This is a genomic window from Brevibacillus gelatini (genome assembly GCF_003710935.1).
Taxonomy (GTDB): domain Bacteria; phylum Bacillota; class Bacilli; order Brevibacillales; family Brevibacillaceae; genus Brevibacillus; species Brevibacillus gelatini.
The window spans coordinates 34,346-54,439 of record NZ_RHHS01000012.1 but is presented as its reverse complement, the minus strand read 5'-3'; the positions used below and the strand labels follow the sequence as shown (position 1 = coordinate 54,439).

The window sequence follows — 20,094 nt, the reverse complement described above, 5'->3', positions numbered from 1 at the left end:
TCCCCTCTCAAGCTTGGGTACAATGCGTTTACATCAATTGCGACTTCCATCTCGACAAGGCGGAACGAAGTCGAAAAAGAGCCTTTGAATGAAGCTGCGAGATCCGTGAAGGTGACAAGCTCATGATTTCAGCGATTTCGGACAGCGTCATCTCCTCGAAGTAAAACAGGGAGACAACGAGTCTTTCCTTCTCCGGAAGCTTGTCGATTGCACCGACCAGCACTTCTTTCAAACTGCCGACTTCTGCTACCGTTTCCGGCCGTGGAGTCAACTCATCCACGATGTAGGAATGTCTTGCGGTCTTCTGCTCGTCCTCTTCCCCTACTGCCTCGTCAATGGAAACCATGCTGGCCAAAGAGGTTTCCAAAAACACCTGCTGCAGTTCTTTTTCGCTTATTCCGAGATATTCGGAAACTTCCAGATCGGTTGGCATTCGCAGCATTTTTTGTTCCAAGGTGGTGTACGCTTCTTCGATTTTTTTGGCCTTGTCCCGAACAGTGCGAGGGATCCAGTCATTTTCACGCAAGCCGTCAATCATGGCTCCACGAATGCGCCACATGGCATATGTCTCGAATTGCAGTCCCCGCGTATGATCGAATTTGGCCAAAGCATCCAGCAACCCAAATCGTCCGTAGCTGATTAAGTCATCCTTGTCCACGTTGGCCGGCAGATTGATCGCCAGCCGATTTGCCACCTTGTCCACCAGCGGCAAAAACTTGGTGATGAGATCAACTTCCGCCTCGCGACTGCCCTCTTGCTTCCACATGACCCATTTATCGAACTCTTTTGCTTTTTCCTGACTGGTTAGCCGTGCCACGAATAGTCACCAACCTTTACTCATCTGTTAAGCGCCTAACGACCTCTGCAACGGTTGCTGGATTCTCAATAGGAGGTACCGTCTCCAACTTGGTGAAGGAGAGCGGAGAAAATGCTTCGTCTGCCACTGTCTCAACCGTTTGATCTGTGGACTTCGCCTCTGTCCCGGCTTCATCCAGAGGAACACTTGCCTCCTCTGCTCCTTCTGCTGTCACGGACGGCACTGGTGTCTGTGTGACGAGTGCCAGAACAAAACGGATCGGAAAAGCTGCAAGGAAAAATACGACCAGAGCAATGGCCGCCCGCTCCAAGGAGACCAGCCAGACATTGCTCAAAAGTGCCGTACAAAAAGTGATGACAAAAGCGACCAGCCCCATGCCTGCATTTATCCAAATGGTTCCCAACATTCTTATACTTCCTTCACACCTTGATTTACCGTACGGATTTGAAGAACCCCATTGGCAGCATCCATCTCTATCGTCCGACCGCAGTTTCCCCCTGTATCTTCTGCCACGATTCGAATGTTAGCTTCTTTGAGAGCCTGTTTGCAGGCCTCGACATTTCTCGGTCCGATCCGCATGGTATCACTGTTTCCCAAAAAGGCGAACATCTGTGCTCCGCCCGCTATTTTGGCGACGATATTCCGGGTTTGGGCACCAGCCTTTTCCATCAAGTCAATCAGATGGGGAATTGCTGTGTCCGCATACTTCCCGATCGTCACCTCCCCGCTTTTCGCAAGTGAGGACTCCGGAAGCATAACATGTGCCATGCCTGCAATTTTATGGATGTGATCGTAGAGAACAACCCCTACGCAAGATCCTAGACCCGTGGTTCGTAGCTTGCTCGGCGACTTTGCTACACCGAGGTCAGCCATACCTATCTTAATTATCTCCATCGAACGGAACCCCTAATGAACGAAATAGAATAGGAAGCGATTCAGGATCAGGAATAAGGAAAAAGTTCCCCTTGACTTTTTCGTTGCCTTCAAAAAAGGCGGTGTCAATCGTGAGAGCAAAGTCACCCACTTGACCCAACGCTATTAATCCGTAGCTGAGAATCGCTCCAGCCATATCCACAGCGAGTGCAGGTACCGAAGGCTGCAGGTTGAGCTGTGTGAAATCTGCCAGTGAGGAGAGATAGGACCCAGTCAAAATATTGCCGATCTCGTGAAGAGCTGAAACTTCCAGCTCTTCCCATTCGTAAACATCCTTGTTGATCCCCGTGATTTGTTCCAGCAGATGTCTTGCCGAATCCAGATCGAGAATGAAAAACATACTTCCAGGACAATCGCCTTCCACTCGTAAAAAGACGGTAACGACAACCGCTTCAGCGCCACCGACACAATCGGCCACCTTGTCAAACGGAATGATGTTGACTTGCGGCACTTTCATGTCGATCTCTTTTTGCATCAGCTTGGAGAGAGCCGTTGCGGCATGCCCAGCACCGATGTTCCCGATTTCCCGCAGAACATCAAATTGGAAGTCTCCAAACTTTGTGAAATAGGCCATCTTTTTTACCCCTCAATTGAGTCCAGCTGTTTAATTTCCTCTGTGCTCAATACTTTATCGAGATTCAACAAAATCAAAAGTCGTTTGTCCAGCTTCGCTACTCCGCGCAGGTAAGCAGCTTCAACGCCACCCACAACCTCTGGCGGCGGCTCAATCGCATTGACCGGAATGTCGATGACATCGTTGGCCGCGTCCACAATCAAGCCGACTTCCACTTCGCCAACTGCAACGATAATGATGCGGGTCGATTCGGAATAGAGACTTTCTTCCAACCCGAACCGATTGCGAAGATCAATGATCGGCGTGACCACTCCGCGCAGGTTGATAACCCCTTTGACGAACTGGGGCGTGCGTGGAACACGGGTGATGTGCTCCAGCTTCTCGATGGATTTCACCTGATTGACTTCTACCCCGTACTCTTCATCCTTCAACCGAAACACAATCACTTTGACTTCGCTTACGATTTCTTTTTGATCGAGCATGTGGCTGCCCCTCCCTCTACTTAATCAGTGCGTTGCAATCAATGATGAGAGCGACTTGTCCGTCTCCCAGGATCGTTGCACCCGAAATGGCAAAGACGTTGACCAGATACTTGCCAAGCGATTTGAGGACGATTTCCTGCTGGCCGATAAACGAATCCACAACAAGTCCGGCCATTTTTTCTCCTTTGCGAACGATGACTACCGATACATCATCGTCTTTTTCCGCCCCGTTGTCCGGTACCTGGAAAATGTCCTGCAGCGAAACGAGCGGAACAACGCGTCCCCTGAAGTCGATCACTTTCTGGCGATGAGCCATCATGATCTGGTCTTTCTTGAACACCGCCGTTTCAATAATCGAGGAAAGCGGCACCGCGTACTTCTCGTCGTTTACCTGCACGAGCATGGCGGAAATGATCGAGAGCGTCAGCGGGAGCTGAATCAGGAAGGTCGTTCCCTGGCCGCGAACAGATTCTACACTGACACTACCGCCAAGCGATTCGATCTTGGATTTGACGACATCCAGTCCTACGCCGCGGCCGGAAATATCCGAGACCACTTCAGCGGTACTGAATCCAGCGGCGAACAAAAGCTCGTGAATCTGCTTGTCCGACATGCTGTCTGCGTTGGCTGGATTGACAATGCCCCGTTCAATCGCTTTTTTCAGCACTTTTTCCTTGTTGATGCCCGCGCCGTCGTCTTTCACTTCGATAAAGACATGGTTGCCGCTGTGGAACGCGCGCAGGACGATCGTTCCTTCCTCCGGCTTGCCTGCCCTTTTCCGATCTTCAGGCGATTCGATCCCGTGGTCGAGCGAGTTGCGCAGCAGGTGATTGAGCGGGTCCCCGATCTCATCGATAACGGTGCGATCCAGCTCTGTTTCCGCCCCGATGATTTCCAGATTTACTTTCTTATGTAGTTCTTTTTGCAAATCGCGGATCATGCGCGGGAAGCGGTTGAAGACTTGCTCCACTGGGACCATGCGCATCGTCAGGATGATATTTTGCAAATCTCCGCTGATGCGGTTCATATGCTCGACTGTTTCCTGCAGCTCGCCATTGCCGATCTCGCGTGCCAACTGCTCCAGACGTCCGCGGTCGATTACCAGCTCGCTGAACAGGTTCATCAAAATGTCCAGACGGTCGATGTCTACGCGAATCGTTTTTCCGCCAGCCGTCGTTTTCTTGGCAGGGGTTGCCTGAGCATTGCTTGGGGCTTTTTTCTCCTCTGCGGGAGCTGCCGTTTCCGCCACTGCTGGAGCTGGCGGCGCTTGTTTTTTCAGTTGAATCGGTTCAATCGTAACATCTTGTATTTCCGAAATGTTGAGAATCGCGCTGCGGACTTTCTCGACAGATTGCATGGTGACGTAGGCCAATTCAAAAGACAGCTCGAAGCGCTCGTTTTCAATATCTTCAACCGACGGCTTTGTCTTGATGATTTCCCCCATCGACTCCAACTGGTCAAATACCATGTAGGCACGCGCCGCTTTCAGCAGGCAATTCTCATTCAGCGTGACCTGAATCCACACGACGTTGTTGCCAAGCTCCTTGGACTGCTCCAGCACCATCAGCGCGTAGTCGTCCAGATCGTGCTCCTGGGCAGGCGTTCCTTCCGCTTTTTCCGCCTCAACGGCTTCCTCTTCCGCTACGGCAGCCGCAGCTACTTCCTGTTCGGCGGAAAAATCGCCAGCCACAATCGCTCTCAGCTTTTTCACCGGAACCGATACGTCGGCTGATCCATCCCCGCCTTCTGTGATATCGATCACCATGCTTTCGATCAGATCCACGCTTTGAAAGATGACATCCATGATGTCACTGGTGATTGTCAACTTCTGGTTACGAATCAGATCGAGCACGTTTTCCGCTTCGTGAGTCAGGTTGGCCATATCTTCGAAGCCCATGGTTGCGGACATCCCTTTCAAGGTGTGCGCGGAGCGGAAAATTTCCTTGACGTGCCCAATGTTTCCCGGATCACTTTCCAACAGCAACAGGTTGGCGTTGATTGCTTGCAGGTGTTCTTTTGCTTCCTCAATAAACATGTCCAAATACTGATTCATATCCATCGGTGATCCACCTCCCAAAATCAATGCAAGAGATTGCACAACAGCTCTGGAATTTTTTCCAATGGGGCCACATGATCTGCCACTCCCGCCTGGATAGCCGCTCGTGGCATCCCGAAAACGACACAACTCGACTCGTCTTCGACAATACTGGTAACAGGTCCAAGCTCCTTCATCTGCTTTAGACCTTTGGTCCCATCATTTCCCATGCCTGTCATGATAATTGCCCATTTGTCTACATTTGTCAATCGACTGGCGGATTCAAAAAGGACATCTACCGAAGGTCTGTGACCTCCCCGCGGCTCTTGCTGATGCAGGTGGGCCTGCAGTTTTCCGTTGACCTGGTGCACTTCAAAGTGATACCCGCCTGGTGCAATATAGGCAGTGCCGGGCTCCAGCCATTCCCCGTCTGTTACTTCCGTCACCCGTATGTGGCACAAGGAATCGAGCCTTTGCGCCAGCGACTTCGTAAAACCGGCCGGCATGTGCTGGACAATCGCAATCGGCGCGGGGAAGCTGGCAGGGATTGGCGTCAGTACCTGTTGCAGAGCCTTCGGACCGCCTGTCGACGTTCCCAGCACGACCAGCCTCGCCTTTCCACTGCTTGGAAATCGCGGCAAAGCTTTTGGTACAGGCGATTGTGTCGTTCGCAGCGTGGCGGTGACAGAAGCCGGGCTTGGCCGCATTGGTTCTGGTGCGGAAGGTCTGCTCGGCCGCAGTGTCCGGCGGATGCGTCCCTTCGCCGAGGCAGCCGCTTTGACCCGCTCGACCAGCCGATCCGCAACTTTGTGAATATCAAGGGAAATCGGCCCTGACGGCTTCGTAATAAAGTCAAAGGCTCCCAGTTCCAAAGCCTGGATCGTTGCGTCTGCTCCCTCACGTGTCAGGCTGCTCAGCATAACCACTGGCAACGGACAGTCTGCCATGATCTTTTCCAATGCTTCGAGGCCGTTCATGACCGGCATCTCGATGTCCAGCGTGAGGACATCCGGACTGAGTTGTTTGCACTTTTCGACACATTCGAGTCCATTTTTCGCTCGATCAATTACTTCAATTTCGGGATCACCCGATAAAATATCGCCAATAACTTTCCGCATGAATGCTGAATCATCAGTGACCAGAACTCGAATTTTGCTCAATCGAATGTCACTCCCTTCCTAGCTGTTTGCCTTATCGTATGAAATGTTTCAGCCTCGCAAGAAAACCTTTCAGTCCGCTCGTCTTTGCATCTGTAGCGGTTGGTGTGTCCAGGTAGCGATCCACCAGATTCCGAATGCTTTTTGCTGCTTGCGATTGCGGATATGTAAGGAGAAAGGGACGCTGCTGCTTCACTGCCTTTGATACGTGGGGATCGTCAGAAACATATCCGAGCGACTGGATATCCATGTCCAAAAATCGCTTGGCAACCATCGCCAGCTTGTCTGCCGTCATCCTGCCTTCTTTTTCCGAAGAGACGCGGTTGATGACCAGGCGGATCACGATTGCAGGGTTGCGAGCGTGGAGCATCTTAATGACAGCGTAGGCATCCGTAATCGCGGGCGGCTCCGGCGTTGTCACCAGGATAACTTCATCTGAGGAAAGCATGAAGCGCATCGATTCCTTCGAAAAGCCTGCTCCCGTATCAAAAATGATCGTATCCGCATAGCCTTGCAACGGATTCAGGCGGGAAAACAGCCGATCCAGCTTGAACTCGTCCAGTTGCATGATCTGGGTAAATCCGGATCCGCCTGCAATGAACTCCAGTCCTCCGGGCCCGCGCTCGATGATTTCCCAGACATCCGTGTCCGGCTCAAGCAAGTGGAACAGATGCTTTTTCGGCGTAATCCCCATCAAGACATCCAGGTTGGCAAGGCCCAAATCCACGTCGAACAATACCGCTTTGTGTCCCCGTTCGAGCAATCCAAGCCCAAAATTCAAGCTGAAATTGGATTTGCCAACCCCACCTTTCCCGCTGGTCACTGTTACCAGCCGGGTCGTTTTTTCACTTGTACCGGATTGCTGCATGCGCACTCGAAGTTGTTCTGCCTGGTCTCTCATCTAGGTCAATCTCCCATAATCATCGTCGCCACCAACTCTGGAGAGGCAGCCACAATATCGTCTGGCACATTTTGTCCCGTCGTGAAGTAAGAGAGGTCGAGCTTGCTCTCATGGCAAATGTTCAAGATCGAGCCGTAGCTGGTTGTCTCGTCTGCCTTGGTGAAAATTACCTGTTTGACAGGGACGTGCGCAAAGTTTTGCACGATGGTTTTCATGTCGGTGTACTTCGAGCCGAGGCTCAGCACGAGGTAATTCAAGCTGTTTTTCCCATGCTCCACCAGCTCGCGAATCTCTTGCACATATTCATCGTTGCGAAAATTGCGGCCAGCGGTGTCGACAAAAATGAGGTTGCAGTCGCTGAGACGCTCCATGGCCGCGGCCATTTCCTTCGGGGAGAACACAACCTCCAGCGGCACATTCAGGATGTTGGCGTATGTCTTCAACTGCTCGACGGCCGCCATCCGGTACGTATCCGTGGTAATAAAGCCGATTTTGCGCTTTTCCTTCAACATACTGTTTGCTGCCAGCTTGGCGATCGTAGTCGTCTTGCCTACACCCGTTGGTCCGAAAAAGAAGGCGTACTGGACACTTTGCGGGATGCCTGCCGACTTCGGCGCGTACGGCGCAAGCATGGAGGCGATGATTTTTCGCGTCTCACGAAAGGCCGTCTCCTCGTTCCATCCATCCTGGGGCTGCGCTTGCTCCATCAGCTTGTGGATGATTTCCGCCGTCACCTCTTCCGCTGTCTCCTGTCTGACAAGTCGATTGCGCACCTTCTGTATGGCAGGAGGCAGTTGATGACTAAGATCGTTGACCAAAAGCTTCTGGAACATCTGGCGCATGTCACGAACTTCATTTGCAAGAGCGTCATTCATCGTGCTGCTGCCTGCTGCTTCCTCTGACTGCTTGGCAGCCTTTCCGTTTGCCGCTTTTTCCACCTGCTGGCTGGACGGTTGTGTCTCTGCTTCCTTGTGCGGCACCACAGCAGCCGGAGCTGGTACTGTGTTGTCCGGCGGCCTTGGCTCATTTCGTTGCGGCACCGTTTTCTCAGCAGCTTCTTTCGCCAGATTGGCCCGGCGATAAGCCTGTTGAGCCGTGTAGGTGCCCGTCTGTCCGTTCGAGAAAACGTCCTTCGACCGATGCTCAGCCGCGACCGGAGAGCCTTCACGCCCAGTTGCCTTTTCGTCAACCGCAGCGATTACTTCGATTTTCTGTTTGCCAAACATCCCGAACAATCCGCCTGTCTTGATCGATTTGGAGTTCAGGATGACAGCATCTATACCCAGATCGAGCCTGATTTTTTCCATCGCTTCTGGCATCGAATCGACGATGTAACGTTTTACCCTCACGAAATGTTCACCATCCCTACGCTTTGCACTTCAACATTTGGCTCCAGCTCGCTGTACGACAATACAGGCACATCTGGCATCATTCGCTCCACCAGTTGACGCAGGTACATGCGAATGGCCGGTGACGCAAGGATGATCGGCTGCTGACCGGAGTTAATCATTTTGCTTACTTCCGCCGACATGCTTTGGAAGATTCTCTGTGATGTCTCTGGGTCCATTGCCAGATAGCTTCCTTGCTCTGACTGTTCCACGCGTTCGGAAATTGCTTTTTCCAAACCGGCGCCTGCGGTCAACACCCGCAGCGGCTGTCCGGGCTCTGTAAACTGCAGCGTAATCTGTCTGGACATCGCCTGTCTCACGTACTCGGTCAGCACATCCGGGTCTTTTGTAAACATGGCGTGGTCTGCCAACGCTTCGAGAATGACTTGCAAATTGCGGACAGATACTTTTTCACGCAAGAGCTTTTGCAGCACCTTTTGCACATCGCCAATCGACAAAAGTCCCGGGATGAGCTCGTCCACCAGCACCGGGGCCACTTCTCGAACGTTGTCGATAAGCGCCCGCGTTTCTTGTCGACCGAGCAGCTCGTGTGCGTGGCGCTTGACCACTTCGGTAAGATGGGTTGCCACGACAGACGGCGGATCGACTACCGTGTAGCCAGACAACTCAGCAATCTCCTTATTTTCTTCTGTTACCCATAATGCAGGCAATCCAAACGCAGGTTCCACTGTTTCGATCCCGACAACAGAATCATCATCAATTCCCGGGCTCATGGCGAGGTAGTGATCGAGCAGGATTTCCCCTTTGGCCACCTGGTTGCCTTTGATTTTAATCATGTATTCGTTGGGCCGCAGTTGAATATTGTCGCGAATGCGAATGACGGGAACGACAATCCCAAGCTCCAGTGCAATCTGCCTGCGAATCATGATGACGCGATCCAGCAGGTCTCCGCCTTGCTTCACGTCAGCGAGCGGAATCAGGCCGTAGCCAAATTCGAACTCGATCGGGTCCACTTGCAGGAGGTTGACCACGCTTTCCGGACTGCGCACTTCTTCGATCTGCTGCTCCTCCACCTTGTCTGCCGATTCCTGGATCTCGTTTTTCTGCTTCTTGCTCATCATCCATGCCGCGTAGCACATGATCCCGGCCACCGGCAATACAGGCAGCAGTCCGATCGGAGTGAACAGGCCAAGCAGAATCATGCAGCCAGCTACTATGTATAAAAGGCGCGGGAAGGAGAACATTTGCCGGGCAATATCGTCGCCAAGCCCTTCCCCGGAGGTGGAGCGAGTGACAATGATACCGGCTGCGGTCGAGATGAGCAGCGCAGGAATTTGGCTAACCAGCGCATCACCGACCGACATCGTGGTAAAACGGGAAGCCGACTCTTGAAAGCTGAGGCCATGAATGAGCATCCCAATGATAAATCCACCGATGATGTTCACAATGAAAATGATAATTCCTGCGATGGCGTCCCCTTTGACGAATTTGCTGGCACCATCCATGGCTCCGTAAAAGTCTGCCTCATTTTCGATCTTTTTTCTCCGCTCACGGGCTTCTGCTTCCGTAATCATCCCTGCATTCAAGTCCGCGTCGATACTCATTTGCTTCCCTGGCATCGCATCCAGCGTAAAGCGAGCGGCTACCTCAGCGACACGTTCGGAACCTTTTGTAATGACGATGAACTGAATGACGATCAGAATCAGAAACACGACGAATCCGACTACCTGATTTCCGCCAACCACAAAGTTGCCGAACGTCTCGATAACTTGTCCGCCTTCCCCATGCGACAAGATGTTGCGCGTCGTGGATACGTTCAGGGCAAGACGAAACAACGTCGTAATCAAAAGCACTGTCGGAAAAATGGAGAACTCCAGCGCTTCTTTTGTGTACATCGACACAAGCAAAATGGTCAACGCAAGAGAGATGTTCAAAATCAGCAGCAAATCAAGCAGCCCAGAAGGGAGTGGGATTACCATCATGACAACAATGCTTATCACAAACAGAATCGTACCAATTTCCTTCAATCGAAATCCCACTGTTCATCCTCCTCCCTCGTTATTTCACTTTCCCTTGCAGCTTGTAGACGTACGCGAGAACTTCCGCGACCGCTTTAAACATCTCTTCGGGAATTTGTTGTCCAATTTCAACCTTACTATAGAGAGCCCGGGCCAGGGGCTTGTTTTCCATCGTAACAATCCGGTGCTTTTTGGCAATTTCCCTAATTTTCAGCGCCAGGTAATCCTGGCCTTTCGCTATTACCGTAGGGGCGCTCATGGCACTGGCATCGTAGCGGATTGCGACGGCAAAGTGGGTCGGGTTCGTAATGATGACATCCGCTTTCGGCAGTTCCTGCATCATCCGGCGCAACGCCATGCTCCGCTGCCGTTCACGAATTTTCCCTTTGATTAACGGGTCCCCTTCCGACTGCTTGTGCTCGTCTTTAATATCCTGTTTGGACATCCGCAAATTCTTTTCATGTTCATACCGTTGATAGACGTAATCCAAAATAGCCAGAATGAACAATAGCAAACCGATATAAATACCAAGACTGGTTACTTCACTTGCTGTAAACGACAGGATGCTCCCCAGCGGAAGCAAGGAAAGCTGGGTGATTTGTTCTTTCGCATTCCATAAAATGACGTAAGCCACATACATGCAAGCACTGATTTTCAGTAGCGATTTCAGCAATTCGACTAAGGAGCGCATGGAAAAAATGCGTTTGGCGCCCTTGATCGGATCGAGCTTTTCCAGCTTTATCTGCAGCGTCTCTGTGCTAATCTTCCAACCGACCTGCAAGTAATTCACGGCGAAGGCGATCAGAAAGACCATCCCAAGTACAGGTCCCACGATTTTTATCGCCTCGTAGGTCATCGCCTTGACAATGACCTGGAGATTTTCTTCGTTCAACTGCCAGCTCGTATATGTGGTGAGCGATTCTCGCATTATGTTCTGAAACGTACTGAACATGGAAGGTCCGATCATCGTCAGCAAAAAAAAGAACGAGGTCAATACGATGGCAGGTGAGAGTTCCCGGCTTTTCGCCACTTGCCCCTTTTTGCGGGCATCTTCTCTTTTCTTGGGAGTTGGCTTCTCCGTTTTTTCACCGCTAAAAAATTGCAGGTCTACAGGGATATGGAACCTGATCTGCGTCATGGTGATCCTCCGAGCGATTTCATCATTTCCGCAAGTGCCCGGAACATGTTGTCAAACAGTCCGTTCAACGTCAGTAAAAAGGCGGGCATGACAACGATCAAAAGCAGAAAGCTGGCTAGCAGTTTTACTGGCAATCCGACCACAAAAATATTAAACTGCGGCACAGATTTGGCGATAATACCAAGAGAGAGATCTACCAGAAACAGTGCGACCATGATCGGCGCGGCCATCAGAAACGCGCTCAAAAACATGTTCGTAAACACTTTGACCGCTGTCATCATCACACTTTCACTGCCAAAAGCGGCCCACATTCGATCCACCGGAATCACCTGATAGCTGCTTATGATCCCGCGTAGCAGCATGTGGTGTCCATTGATGCTGAAAAAATACAAGATTGCCAGGATGTTCTTGAAATTCCCCGTTATCGGGATGTAGGCACCCGTTTTCGGGTCGATCACGTTGGCCATGGCCAGACCCATTTGCATGTCCATCAGCCCTCCGGCAACCTGGACAGCGACAAACATTAACTCGCAAATATAGCCCAAAATCACACCTACGAGCGCTTCCTTTATCACATAAAGCACAAACGTCAAATCCAGCGGAATCTGTCCCTGAATCGGCAACGCTTGAAAGCTAATCAGAGCGACGATGAAGGCCAACCCGATTTTGAACTGGGCTGGTACGCCCCTGATGGAGAAAAAGGGAGCGGCTACGAAAAATGCGCTCATTCTGACAAACACCAGCAAAAAAACAGGCAAGTACGTGAGATACAGGCTCATACGCTACCCGACAAAACGATGCAGGTTTCCGAAGATCCCCATCGTAAAATCAAGCAAGACGCGCAGCATCCACGGTCCCAGCGCCAAGATGACAAGAAATACAGCGACAATCTTCGGAATGAATGCGAGCGTCTGCTCTTGAATCTGCGTGGTTGCCTGAAAAACGCTGACCATCAACCCGACCAGCAAGGCGACCCCGAGTGCGGGCGACGCAATCAGCAGGATGGTGTAGACAGAGTTTTGGGCTATTTGCATCAGTAATTCCTGTGTCATACGCGAAGCCTCCTGGTCCTTCGGAATGTCGCTAGAAACTGGTCAATAGTGATTTCACTACCAGGTACCAGCCATCTACCATGATGAACAGCAAAATTTTGAACGGCAACGAGATCATCACAGGCGGCAGCATCATCATCCCCATCCCCATCAAGATGCTGGCGATAATCATGTCGATCACCAGAAACGGGATGAAGATCATAAAGCCGATCTGGAACGCCGTTTTCAGTTCGCTAATGGCATAGGCAGGTACAAGAGCGGTAAGCGGAATATCCTGAATGGTCTTCGGCCTCTCCGCTTTCGTAAAATCCAAAAACAGGGCGAGGTCTTTTTCACGAGTCTGCTTGGCCATAAATTCCTTGAACGGAATAACAGCTGCCTCAAATGCCTGCTGTTGTGTCAGCTTGCCTTGCATGAATGGTTGCACAGCGGTTTCATTCACTTTGCCGAAAGTCGGCGCCATGATGAAAAACGTCAGGAACAAAGCAAGTGCCACCAGCACCTGGTTGGGCGGCATTTGCTGCGTCGCCAGGGCATTTCGCACAAACGACAAGACAATCACTATTCGCGTAAAACTCGTCATCAACAACAAGATAGCTGGTGCCACAGAGAGCACCGTCAAGATCAGCAAAATCTGAATCGCAGAAGATGTCTCCTGTGGAGTCCCGTTGCCACCGCCGATTTGCAGATCAATACTCGGTATGAGCGGCGTTCCTTCTGGCGCAGCGGCCGCCATTTCGGGTACCGCCAGTACCGCGGCGACAAGCACAAGCACCTGTAAAAAATATTTCATTTTCGGTCCCCTCTGTCGGAAGCTTCCTCTTTGTCCCACAAGTCGGAGTTGAGTGGTCGTTTTTTCACGTTGTCCCACTGCCCTTTCAATAATTCCTGAAAGGTTTTTCCGTCCACCTCCGAAGAAAACAGCAGTTCTTCTTCGGCCTGCTTCTTTTTGCCGAATGGCAGCCAGTCAAGCGATAACGGATTTTTGATGGGCTCGATTTCCGCTTCGGATAAGATCAGGTCCACTTCCTCGCCCGGCTCGATTCGCCGAAGCAGTTGGACATTTTCTCCTACTCCCACAATGTACAAGGACTCTCCGATCATGATTACCTGCAGCGTCTTTCCGTTGCCAAGGGCTGCCGCACTGATAATTTTGATCGGTCCTTTGCTTTGCCCGATTTGGCGTCGTCCAAGAAAACGGAGCAGGAAAAAGATAAGCACAACGATAAAGCCCAGCGAAAAAATGACTTGAACCAAATAACCGATCATGCTGCCTGTTCCGCTGCCCGGAATGGCCGCCGGCTGTTCGCCGCCGGCGGGCGCATTGCTCACGTCTGTATTCCCCTGGTTGTAAGCATCGGCTACAGTACCTTCCGCATGGACGGCAATGGGCAGGGCGGAGACAAACAGCGCGAGGATCAGACTGAAGATCCACAATCGCCTCGTCCCTGCATTCCGGATCTTCATCATTAGCTCAAAGTCTTTTTGATCGCTTCCAGCACGCGATCTGCCTGGAATGGTTTTACGATGAAGTCCTTTGCGCCCGCCTGAATCGCATCAATAACCATGGCCTGTTGTCCCATCGCGGAGCACATGATGACGCGCGCGTTCGGGTCCAGCTTTTTGATTTCCTTCAGGGCAGTAATGCCATCCATTTCCGGCATGGTAATGTCCATTGTCACCAAATCCGGTCCCAGTTCCTTGTACTTCTCAACTGCCTGAGCACCGTCGCTCGCTTCCCCTACGACGCTGTAGCCGTTCTTGGACAGAATTTCCTTAATCATCATACGCATGAATGCTGCATCATCAACGATCAATACTTTGTTAGACATGAATAGCTCCTCCCCAATACTCACTTGCTTTTGATTTGTGGTTTACTGCAATTTTTGAACACGATCAACCTGGCTGATGATATCGGTTACGCGGACACCAAAATTCTCGTCGATTACGACAACCTCGCCCTTGGCAATCAACTTGTTGTTGACCAAAATGTCTACGTGCTCACCTGCCAGCTTGTCCAACTGTATTATGGACCCGGCGGACAAGTCAAGAATTTCTCGAATCAGTTTTTTCGTACGTCCCAATTCCACGGTTACTTGCAGCGGAATGTCTTGCAACAAGTTCAGGTTTTGCAGATCTCCTGTGTACATCGGCGAAGCCCCTAGCGGAGCAAACTGTGCCGGCACTACATTTGCCTGATTGGCTGCCGGACTGCCGAAGTGCTGCGGCGCTGGAGGAGCCACAGGCGGCTGCTGGTAAGCACCGGGATATGGGACATACCCAGGCGGCATTGCATACTGCGCATATGGGTCCGGATACATCGGTTGTCCTGGATACCCCATCGGTGGAGCATATCCAGCGGGTGGCTGCTGCTGCATCGGCTGCTGCCCAGGATGCGGCGCTACAGGCGGTACCTGGCTCTGCACAGGTTCCTGAGGCGCAGACTGGGCAGGCGGTGGAGTTGATGCACTCGGTGCCGAAATAGCAGGCTTTTCTGCCTCAGCCGCGAGCGCTGCAGCCGCCTCGTCATCAGAGCCTCCAACCAGTCGGTCGATCATCTTCTTCGCAAAAGAAAGCGGCAAGAGCTGCATGATATTCGAGTCGATCAACTCGCCATGTTCGCCAACCTTCAAGCGGAAGGAGACTTTCACCAGCGGACTGTCATCTTCGGAGAAGCTGTCTCCACCTTTGCCTTGTGCCAGGTCCATCACGTCGATGCCCGGAGGTGTGATATTAATGAACTGGTTGAAGATCGTGGACATGGATGTCGCAGCAGAACCCATCATTTGGTTCATTGCTTCCTGGACTGCGCTGATGTGCAGCTCGCTCATTTCCGTATTGGCCGGCTTTCCGTCTCCACCCATCATCAGGTCGGCGATTACCGCCGCATCTTCCATTCGGATGACCAACAGGTTGATTCCTTTGAAGCCGTCGGTGTACTCTACGTGAACCGCTACATGAGGAATGGGAAACTCGCTTTCCAACTCTTCCACTTCTACGACGGAAACGGTCGGCGTCGTAATGTCGACCTTCTGGCTTAACAAAGTAGATAACGCAGTGGCTGCACTGCCGAAGGAGATATTTCCGATTTCGCCCAAAGCATCCTGCTCAAACGGGGAAAGAAAATCAGCCACATCCTGACTCGCCACAGGCCCTGCTTCCTCTTCGTCCTCAACCAAGTTGTTCGCGCGAAGCAGCGCGTCAATCTCGTCTTGAGAAAGCATATCTCTACTCATTTTGTTCCTCCCCCTCCTCTATCACTTCATCAATTTGCACGGCCATTCTGCCTTTGAGCGTACCTGGTTGGCCCAGAAATTTTACCTGATTCCCGACCTTGATTTTCAGCTTGCTGTCGAGTGACTGATCCAGTTGGATGACGTCGCCTTTTTGCAGCTGCAGAAAATCGCTGACCGTGATCGTCGCGGTCCCCATCTCCGCAATAATGGGCAGTTTGGCCGCCTTTACTCGTTCTTCGACACGCAGACGTTCATCTTCATCCCGCGTCTTTTTCTGTTTGGAGAACCAGTATTGACCGGAAAGCTTGGTCATGATCGGCTCCAATACGACGTGAGGCAGACAAAGGTTAATCATTCCTGTCGTGTCCCCGATTTTCGTACTGAACGAGATTACGACGACAATCTCGTTTGGCGAAACAATCTGCATGAACTGGGGATTCATTTCCAGTCCTTCCTGGTACGGATCAAGCTCAATAATTTGCTTCCATGCCTCGTGGAATGTATCCAGCGCCTTGCCGAATACTCGCTCCATCACCGTTGTTTCAATTTCCGTAAGTGCACCCATTTTTTCCGGGATTGCACCTTGGCCACCAAGAAGCCGATCCAGCATGGTATAGGCGATGTTTGGATTGACCTCCAAGACCATTCGTCCTTCCAAGGGAGGAGCTTCGAAAATGTTCAAGATGGTCATCTTTGGAATGGAGCGTATAAATTCGTCATACGGCAATTGATCGACGGAGGCAACCGTAATTTGCACGAAGGTACGGAGCTGAGCTGAAAAATAAGTAGTCAACAATCTCGCATAGTTCTCGTGAATTCGTGTCAAGCCACGGATCTGATCTTTGGAGAACCGCAACGCGCGTTTGAAATCATACGCTTTGACTTTGCGCTCAGTCTCTTCTTTTTTCAGCTCGTTGGCATCCATCTCACCAGATGATAGAGCGGCCAACAACGCGTCAATCTCACTTTGTGAGAGAACCTCGGCCATATGTCGTCACCTCCTTGCTATGTATCCGTGTGATCGCTTCCTTACGACAAGACACGCTTGGTCGTCACAACTTGCACGATCTTGCCTTCCTGCATCAGGGAGCTGATTTCATTCATGATTTTCGCTTCCAGCTTGTTTACGCCTTCTGTTCCTTTTATGTCTTCCGGCGTCAGGCCAGCCAGTGTTTTAATAATGACCTGATTGACCTGCGGCAAACGCTGCTCCAGTTCCGCTTTGGCATCCGCGCTGTCCGCAGTAATGCTGAAGCGTACGATCATATAATTGTTCGTCAGCAGATTGGTCGTAATTTCCCCGGTATCAACGGAGTACTCCTGTATTTCTTTTGCTGTCAAAGGCTTCATTTCTTGTTCGTCGGAGCTGACCGTTTGCGCTGCCGGAGAGAGGTACGTTTGCCATAACACAAACGAGATTACTCCCAGTAGCGAAATCGCGATGATGATAATTAGGGCCATGTTAAACAAACGATTTTGAAACATCGCAATGCCTCCCGCTATTCATTTAAATCGTCCGGCAGCCTGGGTGCAGTCGCTATCGGATGAGCGTTTTGATAAAAAGCCTGAACACGTTCAGCGATGGACTCTGCGGAATCCTTCACGATGTACTTCCTGTCGTTGAACAACGTAATCACGGTATCGGGTGTTGCTTCAACAGTCTCGATGTGGGTGATGTTCAGAAAAAATGTAGTGCCGTTAAAACGGGTCAGTTTAATCATCAGATGCTCCTCCCGGGATTAAACAGGGGAAGGAGTATAATCGCTTCCCCTCCTAATCCACTGCAAGAAGTTATCGTTTCAGGTTCACCAGTTCTTCGAGAACGGAATCGGAAGTTGTAATGATCCGCGAGTTGGCCTGGAAGCCGCGCTGTGCGACGATCATTTCCGTGAACTCTTCCGAGAGGTCAACGTTGGACATTTCCAGTTGTCCGGCGATAATGCTCACTTTTGCATCTGTTGGAATCCTTGGTGCCATTGGGTCGTCATCATTAGGCCCGGCATTCACTGTGTTTTCATAGAGCGAATTGCCGATTTTTTTCAGACCACCCGGGTTGTTGAACGTCATGACGCCAATCGTGTTGTCGGTGGCGAGCGTTCCCGTATCGTCTACGGTCGTAATGACGCCGTCTTTACCGATCGAGTAGGAAACGACACCTTGCGCCTGGCCGATCTGAATCGGAGCAGCATCGCTGTTCAACAACTTCAGTCCTTGCGGGTTAACCAGGAAGCCCTGGGAATCGCGGGTGAAGTTGCCTGCGCGCGTGTAGTAGATTGTCTGGCCATCATCCGGAGTCACCATGAAATAGGCGTCACCTTCAATGGAAAGGTCTGTTGGCAAGTTTGTCGTCATCGGGCTTCCCGCCGCAAAGACGGTATCAATCGATGCAATCGAGGAGCCAAGACCGATCTGGGTCGGGTTCGTACCGCCTTTTCCTCCGGCGGTCGGTTCGCCGGCACCTTGCACATTTTGACTCAAAATATCTTGAAACATGACACGGCTTTTTTTGAAGCCAACCGTGTTTACGTTCGCAATGTTGTTACCGATGACATCCAGCTTTGTTTGAAAGCCACGCAAACCTGAGATACCTGAATACATGGAACGAAGCATGAACTGTTTCCTCCTCTTCTCTCTCGCTAGTGTAGATTACCTCTGTCGTTCGGTAACCCGTGGGCTTCCTCCGGGGAGGGCCAGCCCGTGCATACAGGCCATTTAGACGAAGATGGCGCTGTCTATGTTGGTAAATACATTGTCCTTCATACTGCCATCGTCCACAGCGGTAATAATTTTCCGATTTACGATGCTCACGACATAAGCCACGTTATCCATAATAATGAGGGATTCTCTGGCCCCTTTGGAGGCTGCCTTTTGAACCGCTGACTCCAAACGTTCCAGTTGGTGTCCTCCAAGCGTGATTCCACGTTGCTGCAAGCGGTTCATGGCATGCTGACTGAACGAAAGTGGCTGTGCTTTGGAAGCGAGCGCTGTCGACTCCGTCAAATATTGCTGGAATGTTTTGCTGGCTCCCGGCGCTGTCTGGGCAGCCACTTTGGTGACGTGGTTCGGCTTCGGAGGAAAATAAGGCTGCGCGACACGAAAATGGTTCATGCTGCTTCCTCCTTCATTCCATTCCTAGACGAGATCATCCAGTCCGCGGGCTGATTCCCGCAATCGATTCCACAGCGACTCGCTTGTTTCGCTGCTGTCTATGAGCTCCTCAAACACAAACTCTTGCTGTTCGTTTTGTTTCTCTTGTTGCTGCTGATTTTCTCGCTGTTGTCCGGCTTGCTCACGCTGCTGCTGGAAGCTGAACGTGTTGTCCTGCTGCTGCTGATTGACCTCCAGGCGATCAACCTGCAATCCTTGCTGTGTCAAGGCCATCCGCAATTGTGAAAGCTGGTTGTCGAGCAAGTCTTTTCCGGCTTGTGTTTCCGCATGGAACTGAGCGGTAATCACTCCGTTGCGCGAGGTAATCGTCACGTCGATCTGTCCAAGTGACTGCGGATGCAAAATGAGTTTGGCTTCATGCACGCCATTTTGCCCGCTGAGTTGCAGCTTGGAAACAAAAAGCTGTGTGATCTGCTGTGGCAATTGGTTTGCGTTCACGTGGTGCGTCTGTCTGGTTGGCTGCTGAAAACTTGCGACGCTTTGCGTCTCGGGCGCTTGCTGGGTGACAAGCGGATTCTGATTGGCTGTCGTCAGCAGGGATTCTTCGGAATTTCCTTCCTGATTCACCAGACTGCCTGAAAGCATTGGTCGGGACGATACTCCCGCTTCCAGCTTGTAGGCAGCAAGGCCAGCATTCATGCGCAAAGGCGAAATCGTCTTGAACGCTTCCTGCTGCGTATCGCCAAGCTGAGGGAGCGTTTCGGAGCGCAAGTGCGGTACGCCAGGCTTCGCCTTGCTTTCATTCCCTTTTTGGTTTTTCAGTGCTTCGAGAAGTGCAGCCAGCTTGTTCAGCTCTTCCGAAGTGGCTTCCTTTTGCGAAAGCTTGGACAGAAGTTGTTTCAGATCCACTCCGGCCTGCGCAGGAAGTTCCAGGCCTTGTCCAGACCATTTTCCCAAAAACTGCTCTACCGCTGCTGCCTTTTCTTCTGCCTGCACATTCAGCTCTTCGTTTCCTTGCTGTCCTGCAGCAAGCAACTGAGCGATCAGCGCCATCAGTTCATCCAGCAATTTCTGGTCTTCCGGCGACAAACCTTCCGGAGCTGCTTCTGCACCTTTGGAATCGAGTATCGATTCAAAAGCTTGCAGCATTTGCATGGAAAACATCTGCCCCAAGCCAACTTCTCCATTGCCTGTGGCAACACCGGCAACTGTGACACTCCCGGCTGATCCTACCGGCGGAGTCAGATTGGCTACATTCATCTCGTTCACCTCCTCGTTTTGGTTTGTTGCTTAT

Annotated in this window: 23 protein-coding genes; all 23 read right to left on the bottom strand. The window is 51.4% G+C overall.

The features are described 5' to 3' along the window. Positions 1-28: 28 nt before the first annotated feature. The gene (locus EDM57_RS03550) at positions 29-817 is read right to left on the bottom strand and encodes a FliA/WhiG family RNA polymerase sigma factor (protein WP_122903397.1); all 789 of its coding nucleotides are present in this window, start codon (positions 815-817) and stop codon (positions 29-31) included. Positions 818-833: 16 nt separating this feature from the next. Further along, entirely contained in the window at positions 834-1,223 is a 390-nt protein-coding gene (locus EDM57_RS03545) for a hypothetical protein (protein WP_122903396.1), read from the bottom strand. Positions 1,224-1,225: 2 nt separating this feature from the next. Continuing rightward, entirely contained in the window at positions 1,226-1,711 is a 486-nt protein-coding gene (locus tag EDM57_RS03540) for a chemotaxis protein CheD (protein WP_122903395.1), read from the bottom strand. Further along, complete coding sequence (locus tag EDM57_RS03535; protein ID WP_122903394.1) at positions 1,698-2,324, bottom strand: chemotaxis protein CheC; 627 nt, start codon at positions 2,322-2,324, stop codon at positions 1,698-1,700. Before EDM57_RS03535 ends, EDM57_RS03540 begins: the two co-directional genes overlap by 14 nt. A 5-nt stretch (positions 2,325-2,329) precedes the next feature. Next, positions 2,330-2,806 carry a chemotaxis protein CheW gene (locus tag EDM57_RS03530; RefSeq protein WP_122903393.1) on the bottom strand — a complete coding sequence of 159 codons (477 nt, stop codon included), beginning with the start codon at positions 2,804-2,806 and terminating at the stop codon, positions 2,330-2,332. Between the two features lie 16 nt (positions 2,807-2,822). Continuing rightward, positions 2,823-4,865, bottom strand: coding sequence for a chemotaxis protein CheA (locus tag EDM57_RS03525; RefSeq protein ID WP_122903392.1), 2,043 nt, complete (start codon positions 4,863-4,865; stop codon positions 2,823-2,825). A 20-nt stretch (positions 4,866-4,885) separates the two neighbouring features. Then, positions 4,886-6,001: a protein-glutamate methylesterase/protein-glutamine glutaminase gene (locus EDM57_RS03520; RefSeq protein ID WP_122903391.1), complete on the bottom strand. Its 1,116-nt coding sequence runs from the start codon at positions 5,999-6,001 to the stop codon at positions 4,886-4,888. A gap of 31 nt (positions 6,002-6,032) precedes the next feature. Continuing rightward, a complete protein-coding gene (locus EDM57_RS03515) occupies positions 6,033-6,899 on the bottom strand; it encodes a MinD/ParA family protein (protein WP_122903390.1) in 867 nt (288 codons plus the stop codon). Positions 6,900-6,904: 5 nt separating this feature from the next. After that, entirely contained in the window at positions 6,905-8,248 is a 1,344-nt protein-coding gene (gene flhF / locus EDM57_RS03510) for a flagellar biosynthesis GTPase FlhF (protein ID WP_122903389.1), read from the bottom strand. Beyond that, positions 8,245-10,287 (bottom strand): flagellar biosynthesis protein FlhA, encoded by a 2,043-nt coding sequence (gene flhA, locus EDM57_RS03505; RefSeq protein WP_122903388.1) that lies wholly within the window; start codon positions 10,285-10,287, stop codon positions 8,245-8,247. The genes flhF and flhA overlap by 4 nt, the downstream gene beginning before the upstream one ends. 19 nt (positions 10,288-10,306) lie before the next feature. Beyond that, positions 10,307-11,404: a flagellar biosynthesis protein FlhB gene (flhB, locus tag EDM57_RS03500; protein WP_122903387.1), complete on the bottom strand. Its 1,098-nt coding sequence runs from the start codon at positions 11,402-11,404 to the stop codon at positions 10,307-10,309. Next, a complete protein-coding gene (gene fliR / locus EDM57_RS03495; RefSeq protein WP_122903386.1) occupies positions 11,401-12,183 on the bottom strand; it encodes a flagellar biosynthetic protein FliR in 783 nt (260 codons plus the stop codon). Before fliR ends, flhB begins: the two co-directional genes overlap by 4 nt. A gap of 3 nt (positions 12,184-12,186) precedes the next feature. After that, positions 12,187-12,456 (bottom strand): flagellar biosynthesis protein FliQ, encoded by a 270-nt coding sequence (gene fliQ, locus EDM57_RS03490; protein WP_122903385.1) that lies wholly within the window; start codon positions 12,454-12,456, stop codon positions 12,187-12,189. A 31-nt stretch (positions 12,457-12,487) separates the two neighbouring features. Further along, on the bottom strand, positions 12,488-13,249 hold the full coding sequence (gene fliP, locus EDM57_RS03485) for a flagellar type III secretion system pore protein FliP (RefSeq protein ID WP_122903384.1): 762 nt from the start codon (positions 13,247-13,249) through the stop codon (positions 12,488-12,490). After that, positions 13,246-13,893 carry a flagellar biosynthetic protein FliO gene (locus tag EDM57_RS03480; RefSeq protein WP_246005731.1) on the bottom strand — a complete coding sequence of 216 codons (648 nt, stop codon included), beginning with the start codon at positions 13,891-13,893 and terminating at the stop codon, positions 13,246-13,248. Before EDM57_RS03480 ends, fliP begins: the two co-directional genes overlap by 4 nt. A 32-nt stretch (positions 13,894-13,925) precedes the next feature. Further along, entirely contained in the window at positions 13,926-14,288 is a 363-nt protein-coding gene (locus EDM57_RS03475) for a response regulator (protein ID WP_122903382.1), read from the bottom strand. Positions 14,289-14,330: 42 nt separating this feature from the next. Continuing rightward, entirely contained in the window at positions 14,331-15,692 is a 1,362-nt protein-coding gene (fliY, locus tag EDM57_RS03470; protein WP_122903381.1) for a flagellar motor switch phosphatase FliY, read from the bottom strand. Beyond that, complete coding sequence (gene fliM / locus EDM57_RS03465; RefSeq protein WP_122903380.1) at positions 15,685-16,680, bottom strand: flagellar motor switch protein FliM; 996 nt, start codon at positions 16,678-16,680, stop codon at positions 15,685-15,687. The genes fliY and fliM overlap by 8 nt, the downstream gene beginning before the upstream one ends. 41 nt (positions 16,681-16,721) lie before the next feature. Further along, the gene (locus EDM57_RS03460) at positions 16,722-17,177 is read right to left on the bottom strand and encodes a flagellar basal body-associated FliL family protein (protein WP_122903379.1); all 456 of its coding nucleotides are present in this window, start codon (positions 17,175-17,177) and stop codon (positions 16,722-16,724) included. A 14-nt stretch (positions 17,178-17,191) separates the two neighbouring features. Further along, a complete protein-coding gene (locus tag EDM57_RS03455) occupies positions 17,192-17,413 on the bottom strand; it encodes a flagellar FlbD family protein (protein WP_122903378.1) in 222 nt (73 codons plus the stop codon). 70 nt (positions 17,414-17,483) lie between these two features. Continuing rightward, on the bottom strand, positions 17,484-18,302 hold the full coding sequence (flgG, locus tag EDM57_RS03450) for a flagellar basal body rod protein FlgG (protein ID WP_122903377.1): 819 nt from the start codon (positions 18,300-18,302) through the stop codon (positions 17,484-17,486). Between the two features lie 102 nt (positions 18,303-18,404). After that, positions 18,405-18,800 (bottom strand): TIGR02530 family flagellar biosynthesis protein, encoded by a 396-nt coding sequence (locus EDM57_RS03445; RefSeq protein ID WP_122903376.1) that lies wholly within the window; start codon positions 18,798-18,800, stop codon positions 18,405-18,407. Positions 18,801-18,824: 24 nt separating this feature from the next. Next, positions 18,825-20,060, bottom strand: a complete 1,236-nt coding sequence (locus tag EDM57_RS03440; protein WP_122903375.1) for a flagellar hook-length control protein FliK — start codon at positions 20,058-20,060, stop codon at positions 18,825-18,827. Between the last annotated feature and the right edge of the window lie 34 nt (positions 20,061-20,094).

Coding starts and splice junctions, on each gene's coding strand:
- EDM57_RS03440 (WP_122903375.1), bottom strand. CDS start 20,060: ATGAATGTAGCCAATCTGACTCCGCCGGTAGGATCAGCCGGGAGTGTC.
- EDM57_RS03540 (WP_122903395.1), bottom strand. CDS start 1,711: ATGGAGATAATTAAGATAGGTATGGCTGACCTCGGTGTAGCAAAGTCG.
- flgG (WP_122903377.1), bottom strand. CDS start 18,302: ATGCTTCGTTCCATGTATTCAGGTATCTCAGGTTTGCGTGGCTTTCAA.
- EDM57_RS03535 (WP_122903394.1), bottom strand. CDS start 2,324: ATGGCCTATTTCACAAAGTTTGGAGACTTCCAATTTGATGTTCTGCGG.
- EDM57_RS03515 (WP_122903390.1), bottom strand. CDS start 6,899: ATGAGAGACCAGGCAGAACAACTTCGAGTGCGCATGCAGCAATCCGGT.
- EDM57_RS03445 (WP_122903376.1), bottom strand. CDS start 18,800: ATGAACCATTTTCGTGTCGCGCAGCCTTATTTTCCTCCGAAGCCGAAC.
- EDM57_RS03460 (WP_122903379.1), bottom strand. CDS start 17,177: ATGTTTCAAAATCGTTTGTTTAACATGGCCCTAATTATCATCATCGCG.
- EDM57_RS03455 (WP_122903378.1), bottom strand. CDS start 17,413: ATGATTAAACTGACCCGTTTTAACGGCACTACATTTTTTCTGAACATC.
- fliQ (WP_122903385.1), bottom strand. CDS start 12,456: ATGACACAGGAATTACTGATGCAAATAGCCCAAAACTCTGTCTACACC.
- EDM57_RS03545 (WP_122903396.1), bottom strand. CDS start 1,223: ATGTTGGGAACCATTTGGATAAATGCAGGCATGGGGCTGGTCGCTTTT.
- fliY (WP_122903381.1), bottom strand. CDS start 15,692: ATGAGTAGAGATATGCTTTCTCAAGACGAGATTGACGCGCTGCTTCGC.
- fliM (WP_122903380.1), bottom strand. CDS start 16,680: ATGGCCGAGGTTCTCTCACAAAGTGAGATTGACGCGTTGTTGGCCGCT.
- EDM57_RS03530 (WP_122903393.1), bottom strand. CDS start 2,806: ATGCTCGATCAAAAAGAAATCGTAAGCGAAGTCAAAGTGATTGTGTTT.
- fliP (WP_122903384.1), bottom strand. CDS start 13,249: ATGAAATATTTTTTACAGGTGCTTGTGCTTGTCGCCGCGGTACTGGCG.
- EDM57_RS03525 (WP_122903392.1), bottom strand. CDS start 4,865: ATGGATATGAATCAGTATTTGGACATGTTTATTGAGGAAGCAAAAGAA.
- EDM57_RS03475 (WP_122903382.1), bottom strand. CDS start 14,288: ATGTCTAACAAAGTATTGATCGTTGATGATGCAGCATTCATGCGTATG.
- flhB (WP_122903387.1), bottom strand. CDS start 11,404: ATGACGCAGATCAGGTTCCATATCCCTGTAGACCTGCAATTTTTTAGC.
- fliR (WP_122903386.1), bottom strand. CDS start 12,183: ATGAGCCTGTATCTCACGTACTTGCCTGTTTTTTTGCTGGTGTTTGTC.